19 protein-coding genes are annotated in these 18489 nt (G+C 54.6%); 13 read left to right on the top strand and 6 right to left on the bottom strand.

Going from position 1 to position 18489, the window contains the following annotated elements; translation table 11 throughout:
- The first annotated feature begins 16 nt into the window (after nt 1-16).
- The 6 genes from V3851_RS13645 to V3851_RS13620 all read left to right on the top strand — a co-directional run bounded on the left by V3851_RS13645 (nt 17) and on the right by V3851_RS13620 (nt 6566).
- A complete protein-coding gene (locus V3851_RS13645; RefSeq protein WP_331847106.1) occupies nt 17-2752 on the top strand; it encodes a GH36-type glycosyl hydrolase domain-containing protein in 2736 nt (911 codons plus the stop codon).
- Between the two features lie 72 nt (nt 2753-2824).
- On the top strand, nt 2825-3727 hold the full coding sequence (locus V3851_RS13640; protein ID WP_331847105.1) for a hypothetical protein: 903 nt from the start codon (nt 2825-2827) through the stop codon (nt 3725-3727).
- 143 nt (nt 3728-3870) lie between these two features.
- Nucleotides 3871-4959 (top strand): 3-phosphoserine/phosphohydroxythreonine transaminase, encoded by a 1089-nt coding sequence (gene serC, locus V3851_RS13635; protein ID WP_331847104.1) that lies wholly within the window; start codon nt 3871-3873, stop codon nt 4957-4959.
- A gap of 162 nt (nt 4960-5121) precedes the next feature.
- Complete coding sequence (trmL, locus tag V3851_RS13630; protein WP_331847103.1) at nt 5122-5586, top strand: tRNA (uridine(34)/cytosine(34)/5-carboxymethylaminomethyluridine(34)-2'-O)-methyltransferase TrmL; 465 nt, start codon at nt 5122-5124, stop codon at nt 5584-5586.
- 75 nt (nt 5587-5661) lie between these two features.
- Nucleotides 5662-6216, top strand: a complete 555-nt coding sequence (locus V3851_RS13625; protein WP_331847355.1) for a maltose acetyltransferase domain-containing protein — start codon at nt 5662-5664, stop codon at nt 6214-6216.
- Nucleotides 6217-6320: 104 nt separating this feature from the next.
- The gene (locus tag V3851_RS13620) at nt 6321-6566 is read left to right on the top strand and encodes an AbrB/MazE/SpoVT family DNA-binding domain-containing protein (RefSeq protein WP_331847102.1); all 246 of its coding nucleotides are present in this window, start codon (nt 6321-6323) and stop codon (nt 6564-6566) included.
- Nucleotides 6567-6931: 365 nt separating this feature from the next.
- Here the strand turns inward: V3851_RS13620 and V3851_RS13615 are convergent, their stop codons facing one another.
- Together V3851_RS13615 and V3851_RS13610 are read right to left on the bottom strand one after the other, a co-directional pair.
- Complete coding sequence (locus tag V3851_RS13615; protein ID WP_331847101.1) at nt 6932-8002, bottom strand: phosphodiester glycosidase family protein; 1071 nt, start codon at nt 8000-8002, stop codon at nt 6932-6934.
- The gene (locus V3851_RS13610; protein ID WP_331847100.1) at nt 7999-8400 is read right to left on the bottom strand and encodes a hypothetical protein; all 402 of its coding nucleotides are present in this window, start codon (nt 8398-8400) and stop codon (nt 7999-8001) included. Before V3851_RS13610 ends, V3851_RS13615 begins: the two co-directional genes overlap by 4 nt.
- Nucleotides 8401-8596: 196 nt before the next feature.
- On the opposite strand from V3851_RS13610, the gene V3851_RS13605 reads away from it, so the two are divergent.
- The gene (locus V3851_RS13605) at nt 8597-9157 is read left to right on the top strand and encodes a hypothetical protein (protein ID WP_331847099.1); all 561 of its coding nucleotides are present in this window, start codon (nt 8597-8599) and stop codon (nt 9155-9157) included.
- Between the two features lie 18 nt (nt 9158-9175).
- On the opposite strand, the gene V3851_RS13600 is transcribed toward V3851_RS13605, so the two are convergent.
- Nucleotides 9176-9949, bottom strand: coding sequence for a DUF2161 domain-containing phosphodiesterase (locus tag V3851_RS13600; RefSeq protein ID WP_331847098.1), 774 nt, complete (start codon nt 9947-9949; stop codon nt 9176-9178).
- 249 nt (nt 9950-10198) lie between these two features.
- Between V3851_RS13600 and V3851_RS13595 the strand changes: the two genes are divergently transcribed.
- Together V3851_RS13595 and wrbA are read left to right on the top strand one after the other, a co-directional pair.
- The gene (locus V3851_RS13595; protein WP_331847097.1) at nt 10199-12094 is read left to right on the top strand and encodes a PrkA family serine protein kinase; all 1896 of its coding nucleotides are present in this window, start codon (nt 10199-10201) and stop codon (nt 12092-12094) included.
- A gap of 148 nt (nt 12095-12242) precedes the next feature.
- Entirely contained in the window at nt 12243-12857 is a 615-nt protein-coding gene (gene wrbA, locus V3851_RS13590) for an NAD(P)H:quinone oxidoreductase (protein ID WP_331847096.1), read from the top strand.
- A 394-nt stretch (nt 12858-13251) separates the two neighbouring features.
- Here wrbA and V3851_RS13585 read toward each other — a convergent pair whose 3' ends face one another.
- A complete protein-coding gene (locus V3851_RS13585) occupies nt 13252-14685 on the bottom strand; it encodes a SpoVR family protein (protein WP_414859316.1) in 1434 nt (477 codons plus the stop codon).
- A 41-nt stretch (nt 14686-14726) separates the two neighbouring features.
- Nucleotides 14727-15893 carry a sporulation protein YhbH gene (gene yhbH / locus V3851_RS13580; protein WP_331847094.1) on the bottom strand — a complete coding sequence of 389 codons (1167 nt, stop codon included), beginning with the start codon at nt 15891-15893 and terminating at the stop codon, nt 14727-14729.
- 261 nt (nt 15894-16154) lie between these two features.
- Between yhbH and V3851_RS13575 the strand changes: the two genes are divergently transcribed.
- Both V3851_RS13575 and V3851_RS13570 read left to right on the top strand, forming a co-directional pair.
- Entirely contained in the window at nt 16155-17345 is a 1191-nt protein-coding gene (locus V3851_RS13575) for a nitrate/nitrite transporter (protein ID WP_331847093.1), read from the top strand.
- Entirely contained in the window at nt 17303-17473 is a 171-nt protein-coding gene (locus V3851_RS13570) for a PAS domain-containing protein (RefSeq protein WP_331847092.1), read from the top strand. Before V3851_RS13575 ends, V3851_RS13570 begins: the two co-directional genes overlap by 43 nt.
- Here V3851_RS13570 and V3851_RS13565 read toward each other — a convergent pair.
- On the bottom strand, nt 17470-17637 hold the full coding sequence (locus tag V3851_RS13565) for a hypothetical protein (RefSeq protein WP_331847091.1): 168 nt from the start codon (nt 17635-17637) through the stop codon (nt 17470-17472). The two genes, V3851_RS13570 and V3851_RS13565, sit on opposite strands and share 4 nt — an antisense overlap.
- A gap of 72 nt (nt 17638-17709) precedes the next feature.
- Here V3851_RS13565 and V3851_RS13560 point away from each other — a divergent pair, with 72 nt between their 5' ends.
- Nucleotides 17710-18159, top strand: coding sequence for a hypothetical protein (locus V3851_RS13560; RefSeq protein ID WP_331847090.1), 450 nt, complete (start codon nt 17710-17712; stop codon nt 18157-18159).
- Nucleotides 18140-18472: a hypothetical protein gene (locus V3851_RS13555; RefSeq protein ID WP_331847089.1), complete on the top strand. Its 333-nt coding sequence runs from the start codon at nt 18140-18142 to the stop codon at nt 18470-18472. Before V3851_RS13560 ends, V3851_RS13555 begins: the two co-directional genes overlap by 20 nt.
- The last annotated feature ends 17 nt before the right edge of the window (nt 18473-18489 follow it).

The following is an 18489-nucleotide window of genomic DNA, read 5'->3' as shown; positions in this document are numbered from 1 at the left end:
GGGAGAGGAAGTCCGCATGACTACGAAAAGCTGGATGTTTTATGGTGAAAACGGAGAATTCAAACTGGATCAGCCGGAAAGAAGCAGTTCCTTGTATTTTCCGCTGGTCAACGAAGCGGGAATGATGTCGTCAGTCACGCCGAATCTTCACGGGGAGATCACGTCGGGGCACAACACTTTTCTGATGGAGCCCGTATCGGTGATGGACCTGCATAATTCCAAGGCTTCGCGGAATTTCTGGGTCTTTGTGGACGGCTTCGGGGCTTGGTCCGCCTGCGGAAATTCGGCGAAGCAAAACGCGGCTGTTTTTTCGGGAACGGAGGAAACAAGTAGGCTGGAAGCCGGTTTTCTGTGGCATAAGTTGACCCGGGAGCACGCGGAGGCGGGCCTCCGGGCGGAAACGGTCAATTTTGTCCCGGTGACGGACGACAAAATTGAGCTGATGAAGGTAACCCTTACAAATACAGGCCGTAATCCCCTTCACCTCACGCCGACGGCGGCGATCCCGGTTTACGGCCGCTCGGCGGATGACCTCCGCGACCACCGGCATGTCACCTCCTTGCTGCACCGGGTCTTTACGTCCCGGCACGGGATTGAGGTGCAGCCGGCCCTATCGTTCGATGAGCGGGGCCATCGGATAAACAAAGTGACTTACAGCGTCATGGGGGCAACCGGAAACGGGCAGGCCCCTTGCGGATTTTTTCCGGAAACGGAAGAGTTTATCGGCGAAGGGGGCGCACTGGATTGGCCGCAGGCCGTCGTGTGCAATTTGAAGCCGCCGGTCGGCCCCGACGAGGCCTTGGAGGGTTACGAGGCGACCGGCGCGCTTCGCTTTGAACCGGCGGAGCTTGTACCCGGCCAATCGGTATCTTATGTAATCGCGATGCTGATTTCCGACGACCGGATCGACCGGGCAAGAATTGCCGGAGATTATTTGTCCGAAGCCCGTTTTGACGAATTGCTTGAACAAAATCGTGAATTCTGGACAAAAAAACTGGACACCGTTTCTTTCCACACAGGCGACAAGCAGCACGATCTATGGATGAAATGGGTGACGCTGCAGCCGATCCTGCGCCGGCTCTACGGGAACTCTTTTCTGCCGTATCACGATTACGGACGCGGCGGCCGGGGCTGGCGCGATTTATGGCAGGATTGTCTGGCCTTGATGGTGATGGAGCCCGAGGAGGTCAGACATCTGCTGCTGAACAATTATGCGGGGGTGCGGATTGACGGCAGCAACGCAACGATCATAGGCTCGAAGCCCGGCGAGTTCGTGGCGGACCGCAACAACATCCCGCGCGTCTGGATGGATCACGGGGCCTGGCCGCTGCTGACGACTCTGCTCTACATCCACCAGAGCGGGGATTTGGAACTGCTGCTGCAGACGCAGACGTATTTCCGCGACATGTTTACCGGACGCTGTAAGGAGAGGGATCTGTCCTGGACTCCGGAGCAAGGGAACAAGCTGCTGACCCGGAACGGCAAAGTCTATGAGGGAACGATTCTCGAGCATATCTTGCTGCAAAATATGACCCCGTTCTTCCATGTCGGAGCTCACGGCAACATCTTGCTGGAGGGCGCGGACTGGAACGACGGGCTGGACCTGGCCCCGAACCGCGGGGAGAGCGTGGCGTTCACCGCCTTTTACGCCAGCAACCTGATGGCGCTGTCCGAACTGCTGCTTGCGCTGCACCGTAAATCGGGGCAATCGTCCATTGAAATCGCCGAGGAAATGGCCGTTTTGTTCGACACCTTATCCGCCGCTCCGGTATCCTACGATAACATTGACGATAAGCGGGCGCTTCTGGACCGCTATTTTGGAATGGTCGGTCAGTGTGTCTCGGGGACGAAGGCGAAGCTGGACATCCTTCGGGCAGCCGAGGATTTGAAAAGGAAAGCTGAGTGGATGATCGGGCATCTGCGCCGGAACGAGTGGATCACAAGCAAGGAAGGCTACGAATGGTTCAACGGCTATTACAATGACGATGCCGAGCGGGTGGAGGGCGACCATCCCGATGGCGTCCGCATGACCTTGACCGGCCAGGTGTTCGGCATCATGGGCGGCGTGGCCACCGATGAACAGGTCGGTAAAATCACGGCGTCCGTAAACCGTTATTTGAAGGACGAAAACATCGGTTACCGTCTGAACTCCCGTTTCGGCGGCATTCAGCAGAACCTGGGGCGGGCGTTCGGCTTTGCCTTCGGACATAAGGAGAACGGCGCGATGTTCAGCCATATGACGGTCATGTACGGAAACGCGCTGTATAAGCGTGGTTTCGTCAAGGAGGGATTCGAAGTGTTGGAGTCCATCCGCAAGCTGTCCGCTGACTTTGAACGCAGCCGTATGTATCCGGGGATACCGGAATACATCAATGAGAAGGGACGGGGCATGTACACGTACCTGACGGGATCGGCCAGCTGGCTGCTGCTGACCGAGCTCACCGAAGTATTCGGCGTTAAGGGCCGCTACGGTGACCTGCTGCTGCAGCCGAAGCTGACGAAGGAACAATTTGACGCGGACGGCAAAGCTTCCGTTGAAACCTTGTTTGCGGGCCGGATGCTGGAGGTTGTTTATGTGAATCCGGATGGCGCCGAGTATGGCGACTACCGGATCAAGGAGGCGACGCTGGACGGGGAGCCGCTGGCGGGCGTAAGCGAGAAGCCGGAAGACGGACTCTTGCTGAGCCGTTCGCTCATCGAGGGGCTGACGGCGGGGCCGACGCATCGGATCGAAATTGTTTTGGGCCGTTGAATCGACGGGTCGGCGGATCGGCGTCGGACGGGTCAATGTCGGCGGGGTAATGATGAAAGGAAGTACAAGAGCATGGGTTATCAATTAAAGAACGAGAAGCTCGCCGTGCATATCGCAGGCGTAGGCGAGCAATACCGTGGGGCCCGCTTCGACTGGAGCGGGTTCATTACTGAGGTTACTTTGCTGGAAGGGAAGCATTCTTTTTGTGTGCCGGAGAGTCCGGTTCCCGGCAAAGGCACCGGCGGGGCGGGATTATGCAGTGAATTCGGCATCGATAAACCGCCCGGCTTCAGCGAGACCCCCGTCGGCGGGCAGTTCCCCAAGCTCGGAGTCGGCCTGCTCACCCGGCTTACCGACTGCGAATACCGGTTCTTCGAAGAGTATCCGGTGAGTCCTTTTGAGGTGGAGGTCGAAGAGGCAAGCCTAAACCTGGTGCGTTTTCGGGTGCAGCCCGAAGACTGCCGGGGGTATGCCGTCAGGCAGTTTAAAACCGTGGCGATCGAAGGGGATCGGCTGACGGTGCGATACGAGCTTCATAATGTCGGGAAAGAGCCTATTTACACCGAGGAATACTGCCATAATTTCTTTGGCATTGATCATCGGCCGGTAGGGCCGGAATATATATTGAAATTTCCGTTTGAACCGGCCCCTTGGGCCGACAGGGAAGAGACCATGGCAGGACTTGTGTTTGGCGCGGGGGAAGTCAGGTGGAGCCGGACGCCGGACAAACCGTTCTATTTCCGGCTCCCCGGCTTTGACGGACGGCGGAACCCTTGGATGTGGGAGCTCCTTCATCTCCCGAGCGGTGCAGGGGTTCGCGAACTCAGCCAATTTCCGGTGTCGTCCGCGGCGGTTTGGGGCGAGGGGCATGTCATTTCCCCGGAAATGTTTATTGAGGTGAACCTGGCACCGGGGGAACGTAAAACATGGGAGCGGGTATACCATTTTTTCACGAATTATAGTAAAATACTTTGACGTAATGAAGCGTTAATGTGTCAATTCTGCAAACCAATAGTTTTTGGCGAAATATCAGCTTGCTGGAAAATAGAATAGTTGCTATGATAAACCTTAAAACGTAGAACCTTACGAGACACGGAAGAGAAAGGATGGGGGAAGTAGTGAGTAAGAGAGCTTATAACTTTAATGCCGGACCGGCCGCTCTGCCGCTGGCGGTACTGGAACGGGCGCAAGCTGAATTTGTCGATTTCAAGGGTACGGGGATGTCGATTATGGAGATGTCCCACCGCGGCAAGGTATATGAAGAGGTTCACAATGAAGCGGCGAGCCGTTTGCTGAACCTGTTCGGCAATCCGCAAGGTTACAAAGTGCTGTTCCTGCAAGGCGGAGCAACAACGCAATTCGCCATGCTGCCGATGAACCTTCTGACCGAAGGCAAGACGGCAGGTTATGTGAAGACGGGAAGCTGGGCCAATAAGGCGATCAAGGAAGCCAAACTGATCGGAGATACGTTTGTCGCTGCGTCTTCCGAAGAAGACAAATACATGTCGATTCCGGATCTCAGCCAAGTGTCGCTTCCGGATAATGCGGCTTACCTGCACGTTACGTCCAATGAAACGATCGAAGGCACCCAGTTCCAATCCTATCCGGATACCGGCAGCGTGCCGCTCATCTCGGATATGTCCAGCGATATTTTGAGCCGTCCGTTCGATCTGACCCAATTCGGCCTTGTGTACGCGGGCGCACAGAAAAATCTTGGACCTTCCGGCGTAACGGTCGTTATTGCCCGGGAAGAATTGCTGCAAAATTCTCCGAAGCATCTGCCGACTTATTTCCGGTACGATACGCATGCGGAGAACAACTCGCTTTATAACACCCCGCCATCCTTTGCGATTTATATGGTAAATGAAGTATTGAAATGGATCGAGGAACAAGGCTCCCTGAAGGGCATCGAGCAAAAGAACCGTGAGAAAGCGGATCTTTTGTATCAAACGATCGATGCCAGCGGCGGATTCTTCCGCGGCTGCGCGAACAAGGCCGACCGCTCGATCATGAACGTGACCTTCCGCCTCGCGTCCGAGGAGCTGGAGAAGCAATTCATCAAACAATCGGAGCTGGAAGGCTTCGTCGGTCTGAAAGGCCATCGCAGCGTCGGCGGTCTGCGCGCCTCCATTTACAACGCGGTTCCTTATGAGAGCGTAAAAGCGCTGACCGATTTCATGACGGAGTTCCAGAAAGCGAACGGCTAAAGGCGAAGCGGTAATCGCCAAGTACAAGCGGCGGCGGAGGGCAACCTTCGCCCCGCTTTTTTTGTTATTCGCGCTTCCGTTTTTCTTCTGCTGCGGTTTTAGCCGATAAACTGGTATAATAGTAAAATGTGAGTTCAGAAAATATTCGAGGTGTTGATCAACATGGCATTGCATATTGTACTAGTGGAGCCGGAAATCCCGGCGAATACCGGAAATATCGCGAGAACGTGCGCGGCGACGGGAACCTATCTTCATTTGGTGCGCCCGCTTGGATTTCGGACCGACGACAAAACGATGAAAAGGGCGGGCCTGGATTACTGGTACGCCGTAAATATTGAATACCACGATTCCTTCCGCGAGGTCGAGGAGAAATACAGCGGCAGCCGGTTCTTCTTCGCGACGACCAAGGCGAAGCGGCGGTATTCGGATATTGCGTTCCAGGACGGCGATTTTTTGGTTTTCGGAAAAGAAACGAAGGGCCTGGCGCCGGAAATACTGGAAGCCCATCCCGAGACGACGATGCGGATGCCGATGACGGATAAGGTCAGATCGCTCAATTTGTCCAACTCGGCGGCGATCATCGTGTACGAAGCGCTGCGGCAGCTTGATTTTCCGGGGATGGAATAGACAAGCTTAAGCGCCGGTATGCCGGAAGGATTACCGACTTACTAACAACTTTTGGAGGGTACTGAAATGTCTCAATTGCATACGGAAAAACAAAAAATGCTGGCCGGTGAGTGGTACGATGCCAGCGATGAGCAGCTTACGGCGGAGCGGTTGAATGCCCGCAAGCTCACCCGGTTGTATAACCAGACCCGGGAGGATGAAAGAGATGAGCGGAAGACGATTTTGAAGCAGTTGTTCGGCGCCAGCGGCGAGCAGATTTATATCGAGCCGACGTTCCGCTGCGATTACGGATCAAATATATATGTAGGGAACAATTTTTACGCTAATTTTGACTGCGTGATCCTGGATGTTTGCGAAGTTCGCATTGGGGACAATTGCTTTATGGCACCGGGCGTACATATATATACGGCGGCCCATCCCTTGAATCCCGACGAACGGAACTCCGGAGCCGAATTCGGCAAGCCGGTTACGATCGGGAACAATGTATGGATTGGCGGACGCGCCGTCATCGTGCCTGGCGTTACGATCGGCGATAATGCTGTGATCGCGGCGGGGGCGGTCGTGACGAAGGATGTACCGGCCGGCGCGGTCGTCGGAGGAAATCCGGCCAAAATAATTAAATACGTTTAAGATTAGCGGAGCAGCAGGAATACTGAAAAAAATAGCGAAATATAAAAGGGAATAGGTATTTGGTTCTATTTTTACATAATATTTTTTTCAGGAGAGGTGTACTTATGAAACCTGCTGGCGTAGTCCGTAAAGTGGATCAGCTGGGAAGAATCGTCTTGCCCAAATCATTGCGCAAAAGATACCAGATGAATGAAGGCGACCCTGTCGAAATTTTGGTTCAGGGAGACCATATCATCCTGGAGCGATATCGTCCGAAATGCGTGTTCTGCGGCTCGATGGAACAAGTGAGCGATTTCAAGGAACGTTCCATTTGCAATCAATGTCTGGTTGAAATGAACCAGCTGACTTAGTCCATTAATTGATTCGTAACGTTAAGCCGTATCCGCACTGGGGCCGCTCTCTTGTCGCGCGCTCTGCGGATGAAAATAATAACATCCGCCAAATTCAGCCTGTAATAAATAAGCTTCCCGCGGGGGGAAGCTCATTTATTACAGGCCTTTTGTTTTGTCATCATTGTAAGCTGCGGTTAAGATACCGCACAGTAACATGGCGAACACGACGGTAATAATCCAAAATGTAACCGAAAAAGTCATGGTCAGCACCTCCGCGATAAGCTACTGCTCCTATTATAACCGTCTCTTTCCTAAAAATAAATCATATTATGAATTATTTCATAGACAAAAAGTAGCGATTGTGCATTGGGTTGTAATTGTTGTTATTTAAAAAACAAAAAGTGCGTCGGTACCGGCCGGAGCTGGCCGTCCGAAGGCTTGTTGACGACCCGTCCGTTGACGACGAGCGATGAAGAGCCGCCTCCATCGAGATTATAGGCGTTCTGGACGCCCATATTGAACAATTTACTTTGCAGCTCGGTCAGCGTGGCTCCGGAGCTGCCGTTCTCATCCCGTCCGTCGATGACGAGGACCAGCAGCTGATCGTCCTTGTAATTGCCGATCACCGTACGCGGTGCCCGGAGCGGCGAGGTCTGCCATTTTTTCGGGATCGCCGTCTTCACCCCGTTCTTCAGCAGTATCGGCACAAAGGAAGCCCCGAAGGAAGGATCAAGCTTGTCCAAATCGCTTTGCTTCTTAAATTTCCCTCCGATTAGTTTTCCCGATTTGCTCATTCCGACAAAAAACAAATCCTTATACGTCGGCTGAAAGCCGGTTAAGTATTTGCCGTTTAACATCGTGGTACTCAGCGGGTAACGTTTCCCGCCGGAATCGGCGAACCCGCCGGCATTGATCCCGGCCACCGCGCCATGCCGCTCCACCGCCCGGAGCGTCGTTTCGGCGCCGCCAAGCTTGTCTTTGCCGAGCGTCATTTTCATCGCATCGGGCGATTTCAGCTTGACCTTCATGGCATAGCCTTTGTATGTGCCCGGATTGACCTTGTACAATTCGATCCGGATCTTATCGCTTTGAATCGTCTGATAAGGCGTTCCCAGCTTCTTCGTAATCCGCTTGTTATATATGGTTTCCGGCTGCTTGGCGGTCTGCTGCGCGCTCGTCACGATCGCCGATATCGTCGTAGTCGTCATCTGGTACAGGTCCGTGGTTTCCTTGATTGAGGCGGCGGTCAATTTGGCGGCGCTCTCCGCGTTATCAAGCTGCTGGCCGATATTTCCCGCCATTTGCGGAATATCCGTCTCCGGGGCGAAGCTCTCCGGACTCCGGCTCCAATCGATGCCTCCGGCTCCGCCGATGAGCAGTGCGATGAGCAGGCCGAGCAGCGGTCCAGTCGCCAGCAAAAAGAAACGGTTAATTTGCTTGGCCGACGTCATCATTTCAGCAAATCCATCTTCTTCTGCAGCTCGGCGAGCTGTTTTTTGACTTCGTTCAGTTGGGTGTACAGCTTATTGCTGTTGTCCGTTTTGTCGGTCGTATTGTCTTTGGTGAATTCGAGCAGTTCATTGAACGTCTCCACTTTGCTCTCCAAAGTGCTGACCTCGCCGCTTAAGGCGGTCAATTGCGCCGTGTAGTCGGCTTTGAGCTCTTCCGTCCGGGCCTGCCATTTCGCATCCAACTCCGACATCATCGTTTCTTTTAAATGATTGCTGTATAAATAAGCGGATGCCGCGCCCGCTCCGATGAGCAATAGCCAAATCAGGATAATCAGTAACGGAGAAGTCCTCCGCCTTGTTCTGCGCGGAGTTTCGCTTGCGGGTTCCGCGGAATTGGTCATGTGAATCACCTCTGGGTTGTTATTACAAGACTACATTCTATCACGAGGTTCCTATTATCGCAAAAAAGACTAGATTTAGCCAGCCCGCGGCAAAATCCGCAAAAAGTCGCCGCAAAAATGGGGCTGAACCGCGGCTGTTGCCCGTCAAATTTGTCCTCGGGTACAATCGGCCTATGAAGCAAATTCTGGAGGTGCGATGATGGAAATATGGCTTAGTAGGATTGTCGATCATTTGCCGGGATTTTTGAAATCTCAAGTGGAGGACTGTCTGAAGGAAGGGACGTTTATATCATTTGCCGAAGCGGCCGGCCCTGAATCGTCTGAAGTAAGCGGGGGAGGGAAGCGCGAGAAGGAAGGGGACGTTGCATCGGCGTCGGGACGCCGGATCATGCTTGATCTGTTAAAAGATGAGGTTTGGCGGGGGGTGAAGCCCGCCGAAGCCGCTGAAGCCCCGGAAGCCCCGGAAGCCACCGAAGCCGAGAATGAAGGCATTCTGTGGATTACCCTGCCGCAGGGGCTGAATGCGGAGGCGCTGCTCCGGGCCTCGCTGCCGAAAGGGGTCGCCTTCCTGCCGGGTTCGCGCTATTCCGCTCCGGAAGGAAGCGAGGCGGCGGCGGTCGCAGCCGAAACCGCCGCCGGCAGCATAATCGGCCTTCGTTATGCGGGGCATAACGAAGCCTCGATCACCGCCGGCATGGCCCGGATCGCCGAGGCGCTGGGCGAATTTACCGCGCGCTCCGGGCCGCCGGAGGCCTGAAAGAGCTCCGGCTCTGCCTCAGAGCCGGAGGTTGTCTTCAGGCGGCGCGTCCTTACCGGGCGTGCGGCCGGCTGCCGCTTCCGCCCAGCCGTCGACGACGCCGCGGTACTGCGCCAGGCCAGCGGCTCCTTGCGGCGTAAGGGCATACCGGCCGCGGGATATCCGGGTGAACCAGCCGTAGTAATTTTTCTGCAGGATGTCGGCGGCGTTGCCGACGCCGCTCATCTCGCGAATTTCGCGCGGCGCCAGTTCGCCGCCCCCTTCGAGCGCCAGGGCGACGCGGAGCGCCTTTTCCCGGTAGGCGGTGACCAGCTTGGTACCATTGCTGCCGCCGACGTTGTAATCCCCGCTGCGCTCGTTGAATTCGTACAGCAGTCTGGAGGCCCGCCTTTTGATCACCTTTGGGGCCTGGAGGGCTTCCTTATCGCCGGGAGCGCAGAGGATTTCAACGAACGGAGCCTTCGTCTTGTACCGGGTGACGGTAATGAGGCCTAGTCCGAGCCTGCGGCACAAAGTCGTAATCTCGCTCCAGCGCTGATTGTGGGCTCCACGCTTGCTCCGGTTGCGCTCCACGGCGAGATAGACCTCGGAGCTTAGCCGCTGCCGCTCCAGTCCCTGCAGAAGCAGAGGAAGGTTGAACGTCTTTTTCATTTCCACAATCAGCGGCTCGTCGCTATCCGCCGAAACGCCGACCAAATCGCAGTGGCGCACTTCGCTTCTGACCGTGTACCCCCGTGCCTCGAAAAACGCCTTGAGCGGCGCGTACAGTTCCGTCTCATGCTGTACAGCCATCACGATCTCCCTTTGCAATAATCTATATAGAAAAATTATATCATATCCTCAGGTCAACTTATCCGCTCGCTCCGCATAATTATGTAATACCCTTTTTCCAAAAAACGCGGCGATTAGCCGCCCATTGACAACATGTGTAAGGTATTGCGTTACGTTATCCAAAGATGATGATGCTTGAGCCCAGATTTCAGCCAGGATCACTAACGGGGAAACAGAGTACACCAAGCGAAAGTACAGGAGGTACCTAACATGGACATTTTTGAACGTATAGCGGCATACCGGGCGGAAAGCGATTCGCTTGTCTGGAACGGCACATTCAAGCAATACATCGAGCTGCTCGCCAAAGACCCTACGCCGGCCATGACTGCCCATGCCCGGGTCTATGCCATGATCGAGTCTTACGGCGTGGAGGAAGTGAACGGCCGAAAAAGGTATAAATTTTTTGAGCAGGAAATTTTCGGGTTGGACCGCGCGGTGGAGAAGCTGGTGGAGGAATACTTTCACTCGGCGGCCAGGCGGCTCGATGTCCGCAAGCGGATCCTGCTGCTGATGGGCCCGGTCAGCGGCGGCAAATCGACGCTGGTGACGATGCTGAAGCGGGGGCTCGAGAAATTTTCGCGCACGGATCAAGGGGCCGTCTACGCCATATCCGGCTGCCCGATGCATGAGGACCCCCTGCATTTGGTTCCGCATGAGCTTAGACCCGATGTAGAGAAGGAGCTCGGCGTGCGGATCGAGGGAAATTTGTGCCCGGTGTGCCAGATGCGGCTGAAGACCGAGTATAACGGGGATATCGAGCGGGTCGCCGTTGAACGGGTGCTTTTGTCCGAAGAAGGGCGCGTCGGTATCGGCACGTTCAGCCCGTCCGATCCCAAATCCCAGGATATCGCCGATCTGACGGGAAGCATTGATTTTTCAACGATTACGGAATACGGCTCGGAGTCCGACCCCAGAGCCTACCGGTTTGACGGGGAACTTAACAAAGCGAATCGCGGTTTGATGGAATTTCAGGAAATGCTGAAATGCGACGAGAAATTTTTGTGGAATTTGCTGTCCCTTACCCAGGAAGGCAATTTCAAGGCGGGGAGATTCGCGCTGATCAGCGCGGATGAGCTGATTGTGGCTCATACGAACGAATCGGAATATAAAGCGTTTATTGCCAACAAAAAAAATGAGGCCTTGCAATCGCGGATGATTGTCATGCCGATTCCATACAATCTCAAAGTTTCCCAAGAGGAGAAAATATACGCCAAGCTGATCGGTCAGAGCGATATGAACCATGTGCACATTGCCCCGCACGCCCTGCGTTCCGCGGCGATTTTTTCTATTTTGACCCGGCTCAAGGAAACGAAGAAGCAGGGCGTCGACCTGGTGAAGAAGATGCGGCTGTACGACGGGGAGGAAGTCGAAGGGTACAAGGATGCCGACCTCAAGGAACTGCAGAACGAGTACCTGGAGGAAGGCATGTCCGGCGTCGACCCGCGCTATGTCATCAACCGGATTTCGAGTGCGCTGATCAAGCAGGATGTGCATTGCATGGGCGCGCTGGATATTCTTCGGGCGATCAAGGACGGACTCGACCAGCATGCGTCGATCACGAAAGAGGAGCGTGAGCGCTACCTCAATTTCATCAGTATCGCCCGCAAGGAATACGATGAGCTCGCCAAGAAGGAAGTCCAGAAGGCGTTTGTGTACTCTTTCGAAGAATCGGCCAAAACGCTGTTCGAGAATTACCTCGACAATATCGAGGCGTTCTGCAACTGGACGAAAATCCGCGATCCGTTGACCGATGAAGAGATGGACCCGGATGAACGGCTGATGCGCTCGATCGAAGAGCAGATCGGCATCTCGGAAAACGCCAAAAAGGCGTTCCGCGAGGAAATTTTGATCCGGATTTCGGCCTATTCCCGCAAAGGGCGGAAATTCGAATACAATCACCATGACCGGCTGCGCGAAGCGATCGAAAAGAAGCTGTTCGCCGATCTGAAAGATATCGTCAAGATCACGACTTCGACCAAAACGCCGGATGAAAACCAGCTCAAACGCATCAACGAGGTCAGCAAGCGGCTGATCGACGAACACGGATATTGCCCGGTATGCGCAAACGAACTGCTGCGCTATGTGGGTAGTTTGCTGAACCGCTAAAGCGGCGGATGCTTCCCGCGTAAAGTGTTTTATCGCCTGTCGATACAAGTTGTCGGCGGGCTTTTTTATGCCGGAATCCGGAATCCAAACCGTCAAATCTGGTTAATTTATTTGGGAAACTTCCAATTCCGAAGGAGGGGACTTGACCATGGGAAAAATTAATTTGGCGGTCATCTATTACAGTTCGACAGGCACTAATTATAAAATGGCCGGATGGGCGGCCGATGCCGGAAAATCGGCGGGGGCCGAGGTGAAGCTGCTGAAGGTGGAGGAGCTCGCTCCGCAATCGGCGATCAGCAGCAATCCGGCCTGGAAGGCGCATGTGGAGGAGGCCAAGGATGTGCCCGTCGCCACTTTGGACGACCTTGTCTGGGCCGACGCGATCATTTTCAGCATGCCGACCCGCTTCGGCAATGTGCCTTCGCAAATGAAGCAATTCCTGGACACGACGGGCGGCCTGTGGGCGCAAGGCAAGCTGGCCAATAAAGTGGTGAGTGCGATGTCCAGCGCCAGCAATCCGCACGGGGGCCAGGAAGCGACCATCTTGTCGCTGTATACGACGATGTATCACTGGGGCGCGATCATTGCGGCTCCCGGCTATACCGACGCGGCGACCTTTACATCCGGCGGGAACCCGTACGGAACAAGCGCCACGGTCGAGCAGGACGGCCAGATTCGGGAGAATCTGCAGGACGCCGTCGTTCATCAGGCCAAACGCACCGTCAACATCGCGGAGTGGATCAAAAACGGAAAGTCGCAGTAAGGCGATAGAGGTGCCGCGCTCCACGACACCCCTGCGAGTCTCGTGACCAAGGCGGTCATCGTTGCCAATACGGCAGGCCTAATACGGCCCGCGTGAGCCAGCCATGGGCTCACGGTGGGTGGACCCATGGCCACAACGATCGGTGAGTCCGGCGGCTAGCGCAAGCCTCGCGATTAAATTAACTGTATTTCCTACAGTTAATTTCCCGGAAATACCGCCTCGGCTGCAATTAACAGGAAAACCTACAGCTATTTATCTCCGTTCCGGGCTATTTGCCCGGAAGGCCGGAAATTAGCTGTAGGTTCTACAGTTAAATCGCCCAAATTTAATCAGAGGTTAAAATTAACTGGATATTTTCCAGTTAATTCGATTACTCTGATGCCTCTGTCGCCACTTACAATATCTTCCGGTAATGTTTTTCCCCATCGTAACTGAACAGCGCCGTTTTGTCCTCGACGACCGTCTCCAGATGAACCGGTCTTCCCCAGAGGCGGAAGACGTATGGCAGCGTCCGCTCCAAATATTTCAAATCCAGCTCAAGGCCTTCGTATTGGTGCTTGAGCAGCAGTTCACCGCTCCGGTGGTAATCGCCGTCCTTGACGACGATGTAAGGAGAGCCTCCGTTGACGCGGGAGGCAACCAACTGGTCGCGGATGTTTTCCCAGGACTTGTCGGTGATTTTCCATTCCGGTCCGGTCTTCTCGAAAATATACAAGTCCAGATCGCGGACTAGATCTTTGGTCAAGTAGCTGCGGATAAAGGAAATATCGGAGTCGAGCTCGCGGATCTCGAATATTTTCTCCCGGCCTTTGCCCGGTTCCCGGCCGAACCGGGATACTTCCTCCGCGGTCGGATGGTCCCAGCGCCGCTCGATGTCCTCGAATATTTTCAGTCCGAGATAGTAAGGATTCAGGCTGTGCCGGGAAGGTTGAACGACCGAAGCGTTGAGCTTGGCGAACTCGATCGTTTCCTCGCTGGTGAGATCCAGCTCGCGCAGGATACGCTGATGCCAGTAGGAGGCCCAGCCTTCATTCATGATTTTGGTCTCCATTTGCGGCCAGAAGTACAGCATTTCCTCGCGCAGCATGCTCATGATATCGCGCTGCCAATCCTCCAGCGTTTCGCTGTATTCCTGAATAAACCAGACGATATCCTTTTCCGGCTCCGGCGGAAACAGCCCGGATCCGGCCGATTTGCCTTTTCCCGCGCCGCCTGCCCCCGTCCCCAAATTGCCCCCGGACCCGCCTCCGGCTCCGGGCGCATCGAGCGCCCAGAGATCATCGTACTTTCCGAACCGGGGAGGCTCCTGCCGCGATTCTTTCGCCCGGCGCAATTTCTCTTCCATCTGCCGGCGTTTGTCGTAGCGCATCGGTTTGATAAGCTGCGGGTCCACGTGCTCCTGAATCCCCAGCACCGCATCGATGAAGGCTTCGACGGTTTCGGCGCCGTACGCGAGTTCATATTGGCCGATCCGCTCCGCGGTCGCGGACATGCTCTCCACCATATCGCGGTTGGTGCCGCTGAAGCGCATATTGTTTTTGAAAAAATCGCAATGGGCGAGCACATGCGCAACGATCAGCTTGTTTTGGATCAGGGAATTGCCCTCCAGCAGGAACGCGTAACAGGGGTTGGAGTTGATTACCAGCTCATAGATTTTGCTTAAGCCGAAATCGTACTGCATCTTCATCTTGTTGAACAATTTTCCGAAGCTCCAGTGGGAGAAACGGGTAGGCATCCCGTAGGCGCCGAAGGTGTAAATAATATCGGCCGGACAGATCTCATAGCGCATCGGGTAGTAGTCCAGTCCGAAGCCGTCGGCGATTTCCATGATTTCCGCGATCGCATATTCCAGCTCGGCAAGCTCGTTGGTCACGATACCTCCCCCTCTTCGCGTTTGTGGAAAAACCGCTTCAGCGCCGAGTACACTTCGGCTTTTTCCTTAATGACATAGTACATGAATCTTTCCTGCTTCAAATTCCGGTAAGCCGACATCAGCGTGCTGCCTCGGTTATACTGGTTGACTTCGCCGTAACCGAACAGGTTGCAGCGTTCAAGCAGCTCGCCGATCAGCCGGATGCAGCGCTCGTTGTCGGAGGTCAAATTGTCCCCGTCCGAGAAATGAAAGGGGTAAATATTGTAGCTGGATGGAGGATAGCGTTCGTCGATGATTTCCAGCGCTTTTTGGTAAACCGAGGAGCAGATCGTGCCCCCGCTTTCGCCGCGGGTAAAGAAATCCTGTTCACTGACTTCTTTGGCCTCCGTATGGTGAGCGAGGAAAATAATTTCCACCTTCTCGTACTGCCGCCGCAAAAATCGGGTCATCCAGAAGAAAAAACTGCGGGCGCAGTATTTTTCGAAGGCTCCCATACTGCCGCTTGTATCCATCATCGCGATGATGACCGCGTTCGATCTCGGCACACGGACATCTTCCCAGGTCTTATAGCGGAGATCGTCGGGAGAAATCCCGTGGATGCCCGGTTCTCCCGAGGTGGCGTTGCGGCGGAGGTTTTCCAGAATGGTCCGCTTTTTGTCGATGTTGGACATCAGCCCTTTTTTGCGGATATCGTTGAAGCGGTAGGAGACGGTCTCCATCTCCTCTTTGTCCTTATCCTCGATAAAAGGAAGCTCCAGCTCATCGAACAGCATATCCTCCAAATCTTCGATGCTGACTTCCGCTTCCACCACATCGGCTCCGGGCTGGTCGCCCGCCTTGCCGCCCTTACCCGGCTCCTTGGCATTATCCTGCGCCAGCACATCCCCTACCTCGCTGTCCCCGTCGCCTTGGCCGACATGCTTTTGCTTCTGAAAATTATGGATAAAGCGGTATTCCTCCAAATTGCGGAGGGGGACCTTGATGATTTGTTTACCGTCCGACATGATAATGTTCTCTTCGGTAACCAGATCCGGCAGGTTCTGCTTAATGACCTCCCGCACCTTTTCCTGGTGGCGCTGCTGATCCTGATAGCCTTTGCGGTGCAGCGACCAATCCTCTTTCGAGACTACGAAATTAAATTTATTCGGATCATATGACGACAATAATACGCACCTCCCCACATGGCTTCCTAGAACGGCGAGAGTAGTTGTAAATAAAGTATATTCACGGGGAGTCGCGATATGTGAGCGCGGCGGGCGGGGCAATCATTGAAAGAGTGCGCGCATAAAGTATAATCTTTGCTTTCTCGACAAAAATAGGATTATGCTCCTGCGCCTCTGTTCCTTAATATCGGGAATGGGTTTAGAACCGGGAAATGGCGGGTATGGAAGACAAGAAGATCTTTCCAGAAAGGAGATAGCCGCATGACTAAAAAAGCGCAGCTTCCGCTGCAGACCTTAAGTCTGGTCGTATCGTTCATGGCCTGGGTGCTGCTCTCTTCTCTGATCACTTACATAAGCGCGGATATCCTGCTGACTTCGGGACAAACGGCTTGGGTTACGGCCATTCCCGTGATTCTGGGTTCCCTGCTGCGGATTCCGGCCGGTTTTCTGACCAACCGCTATGGCGCGAGAATATTGTTCACGGCGAGCCTTGTGATTCTTCTTGCGCCGGTGTTCTATTTGAGCCGGGCCGATTCGTTCGCTGATCTGATCGTCAGCGGCTTTTTTCTGGGAATCGGCGGGGCGACCTTTTCCATCGGTGTAACGTCGCTGCCGAAATATTACCCGAAGGAGCGGCAAGGAACGGTCAACGGGGTTTTCGGCATCGGGAACATCGGTACCGCGGTATCGACCTTCGGAGCTCCGCTGCTCGCGGACCGGATCGGCTGGGCGGCGGCCTTGAGATGGTTTCTGGTGCTGCTGATCCTGTTTGCCCTGCTGAATTTACTGCTGGGCAACAGACACGAGCAGAAAATACGTCAATCCTGGCTCAACCAGTTCAAGCAAGTATACAAAATCGACAAGTTATGGTTTTTGAGCATTTTTTACTTTATTACCTTCGGTTCCTTTGTCGCCTTCACGGTTTATTTGCCCGGCTTTCTGGCTGGTTATTTTGAGTTGAGCAAAGTGGATGCCGGCCTGAGAACCGCGGGCTTTATCGCGCTGGCGACCCTGCTGCGTCCCGTCGGCGGCTTGCTGTCGGACAGATCCAATCCGTTTATCGTCCTGATGTTTGTATTTGCCGGTCTAACCGTGTCCGGCGTGCTGCTCTCATTTGGACTAACGATGCCGCTGTTCACGTTCGGCTGTCTGCTGGTCGCCGTGTGCGCGGGGATCGGCAACGGGGCGGTATTCAAGCTGGTTCCGCTGTATTTTGCCAAACAAGCCGGCATCGCGAACGGCATCGTTTCGGCGGCCGGCGGTCTCGGCGGATTTTTCCCGCCGCTGCTGCTGACGCTTTTGTTCGATTTGACGGGCCATTACGCCATCGGTTTCATGGCTTTGTCCGAAGCGTCACTCGCCAGCTTTGTTCTCGTGCTGTGGGTTTATTTCACCGAGAGGCTGCGGCTGTGGGCGGAGATTATGATTCTACCGCGGACGCTGTTATGGTGATGGATGCCGGCGGCATCATTCAGACCGTCAACAGCGCGTTTTCCCAAGTAACCGGGTATCCACGGGAGGCGGTGCTCGGCAAAAACCCGAACATCTTGAGCTCGGGCTACCACGATAGAGCTTTTTAACAAGCGTTCTGGGACAGTCTCAAGTCCGCCGGACGCTGGCAGGGCGAGATCGTCAACCGGAAAGCGGACGGGGAGATCTTCAAGGAATGGCTCTCGGTGACCGCCATGACGGACGGCCTGGAGGGGTTAAGCATTACGTCGCGATCTTCAGCGACATGACTCAAGCGAAATCCGTATCCCTATCCAATGGGGATGGGCAACGCTTAAACAATAACCAGGGAAGGAAGTGAAGCACGATGTCGGGACCTGCATTGCGGCATGTCGACAGCCATTCTTCCATTCATGAGGCTGCATTGGAAGAAGCAAGGGAATTGACGGAGTTGTTTGAACGCAGCTTGCGGAAAGGCGAACAGGATAAGGCGCTCGAACTGGCATATGTCACGGTGGAGCATTGGGAAACAAGAACCCTGCAGCATGCGTTAAGCGAAGAAGAGGGCTTGTATGTGGAGGCGTTGGAAATCAAACCCGAGCTTGCCGGCGTCATTTTCGCTTTGAAGCGGGATCACGATTTGCTTCGGGAAATTGTACATGAAATTAAAGAATTGCTCGCGACCGGCAAGGCTACGGAGGAAATTCTGAGTCGGTTCCAGGCCTTGATCGTCGTCGATCTGCTGCATAACCGCGATGAAATGGAGATGCTGGAGCGGCATGTGGAGGGACATTACGATGAGCAGCAAGCCTTATAAGCTGGCGGCGATGCTGCCGGACAAGCCGTTGCAGCTAGCGGAACCGGCACTGTACCGGCGGCTCGTCAGCGAGCTTACGCCGCTGCATTTGCATCCGTTCGACGTGAAGGCCGGTGCACGAAGTGACCCGCAAGGGGTCACCGTGTATTTAAGATTCGGAGAAGAACTGGGGCAAGTGGTGAGCGAAAGATTCACCCGGGAACAGATCGATGCAGGCGACCCGGGCATCCGGGCTTTTTTTCAAGGGGCGGCGCAGGCGATGAAAAAAGCACTGATCGCCGATTATTACCGGATGATGAAGCCGGAGGTTTAAAGGGTACCGTATTCACA

The sequence above is a fragment of the Paenibacillus haidiansis genome (genome assembly GCF_036553665.1).
In the GTDB taxonomy this organism is placed as follows: Bacteria; Bacillota; Bacilli; order Paenibacillales; family Paenibacillaceae; genus Fontibacillus; species Fontibacillus haidiansis.
This window is presented reverse-complemented; position numbering and strand designations above follow the sequence as displayed.

Bases quoted from the DNA above. Each gene is read 5' to 3' on its own strand.
- V3851_RS13645 (WP_331847106.1), top strand. From the start codon at position 17: ATGACTACGAAAAGCTGGATGTTTTATGGTGAAAACGGAGAATTCAAA.
- V3851_RS13640 (WP_331847105.1), top strand. From the start codon at position 2,825: ATGGGTTATCAATTAAAGAACGAGAAGCTCGCCGTGCATATCGCAGGC.
- trmL (WP_331847103.1), top strand. From the start codon at position 5,122: ATGGCATTGCATATTGTACTAGTGGAGCCGGAAATCCCGGCGAATACC.
- V3851_RS13620 (WP_331847102.1), top strand. From the start codon at position 6,321: ATGAAACCTGCTGGCGTAGTCCGTAAAGTGGATCAGCTGGGAAGAATC.
- V3851_RS13615 (WP_331847101.1), bottom strand. From the start codon at position 8,002: ATGATGACGTCGGCCAAGCAAATTAACCGTTTCTTTTTGCTGGCGACT.
- V3851_RS13610 (WP_331847100.1), bottom strand. From the start codon at position 8,400: ATGACCAATTCCGCGGAACCCGCAAGCGAAACTCCGCGCAGAACAAGG.
- V3851_RS13605 (WP_331847099.1), top strand. From the start codon at position 8,597: ATGATGGAAATATGGCTTAGTAGGATTGTCGATCATTTGCCGGGATTT.
- V3851_RS13600 (WP_331847098.1), bottom strand. From the start codon at position 9,949: ATGGCTGTACAGCATGAGACGGAACTGTACGCGCCGCTCAAGGCGTTT.
- V3851_RS13595 (WP_331847097.1), top strand. From the start codon at position 10,199: ATGGACATTTTTGAACGTATAGCGGCATACCGGGCGGAAAGCGATTCG.
- wrbA (WP_331847096.1), top strand. From the start codon at position 12,243: ATGGGAAAAATTAATTTGGCGGTCATCTATTACAGTTCGACAGGCACT.
- V3851_RS13585 (WP_414859316.1), bottom strand. From the start codon at position 14,685: ATGGAAATCGCCGACGGCTTCGGACTGGACTACTACCCGATGCGCTAT.
- V3851_RS13575 (WP_331847093.1), top strand. From the start codon at position 16,155: ATGACTAAAAAAGCGCAGCTTCCGCTGCAGACCTTAAGTCTGGTCGTA.
- V3851_RS13560 (WP_331847090.1), top strand. From the start codon at position 17,710: ATGTCGGGACCTGCATTGCGGCATGTCGACAGCCATTCTTCCATTCAT.
- V3851_RS13555 (WP_331847089.1), top strand. From the start codon at position 18,140: ATGAGCAGCAAGCCTTATAAGCTGGCGGCGATGCTGCCGGACAAGCCG.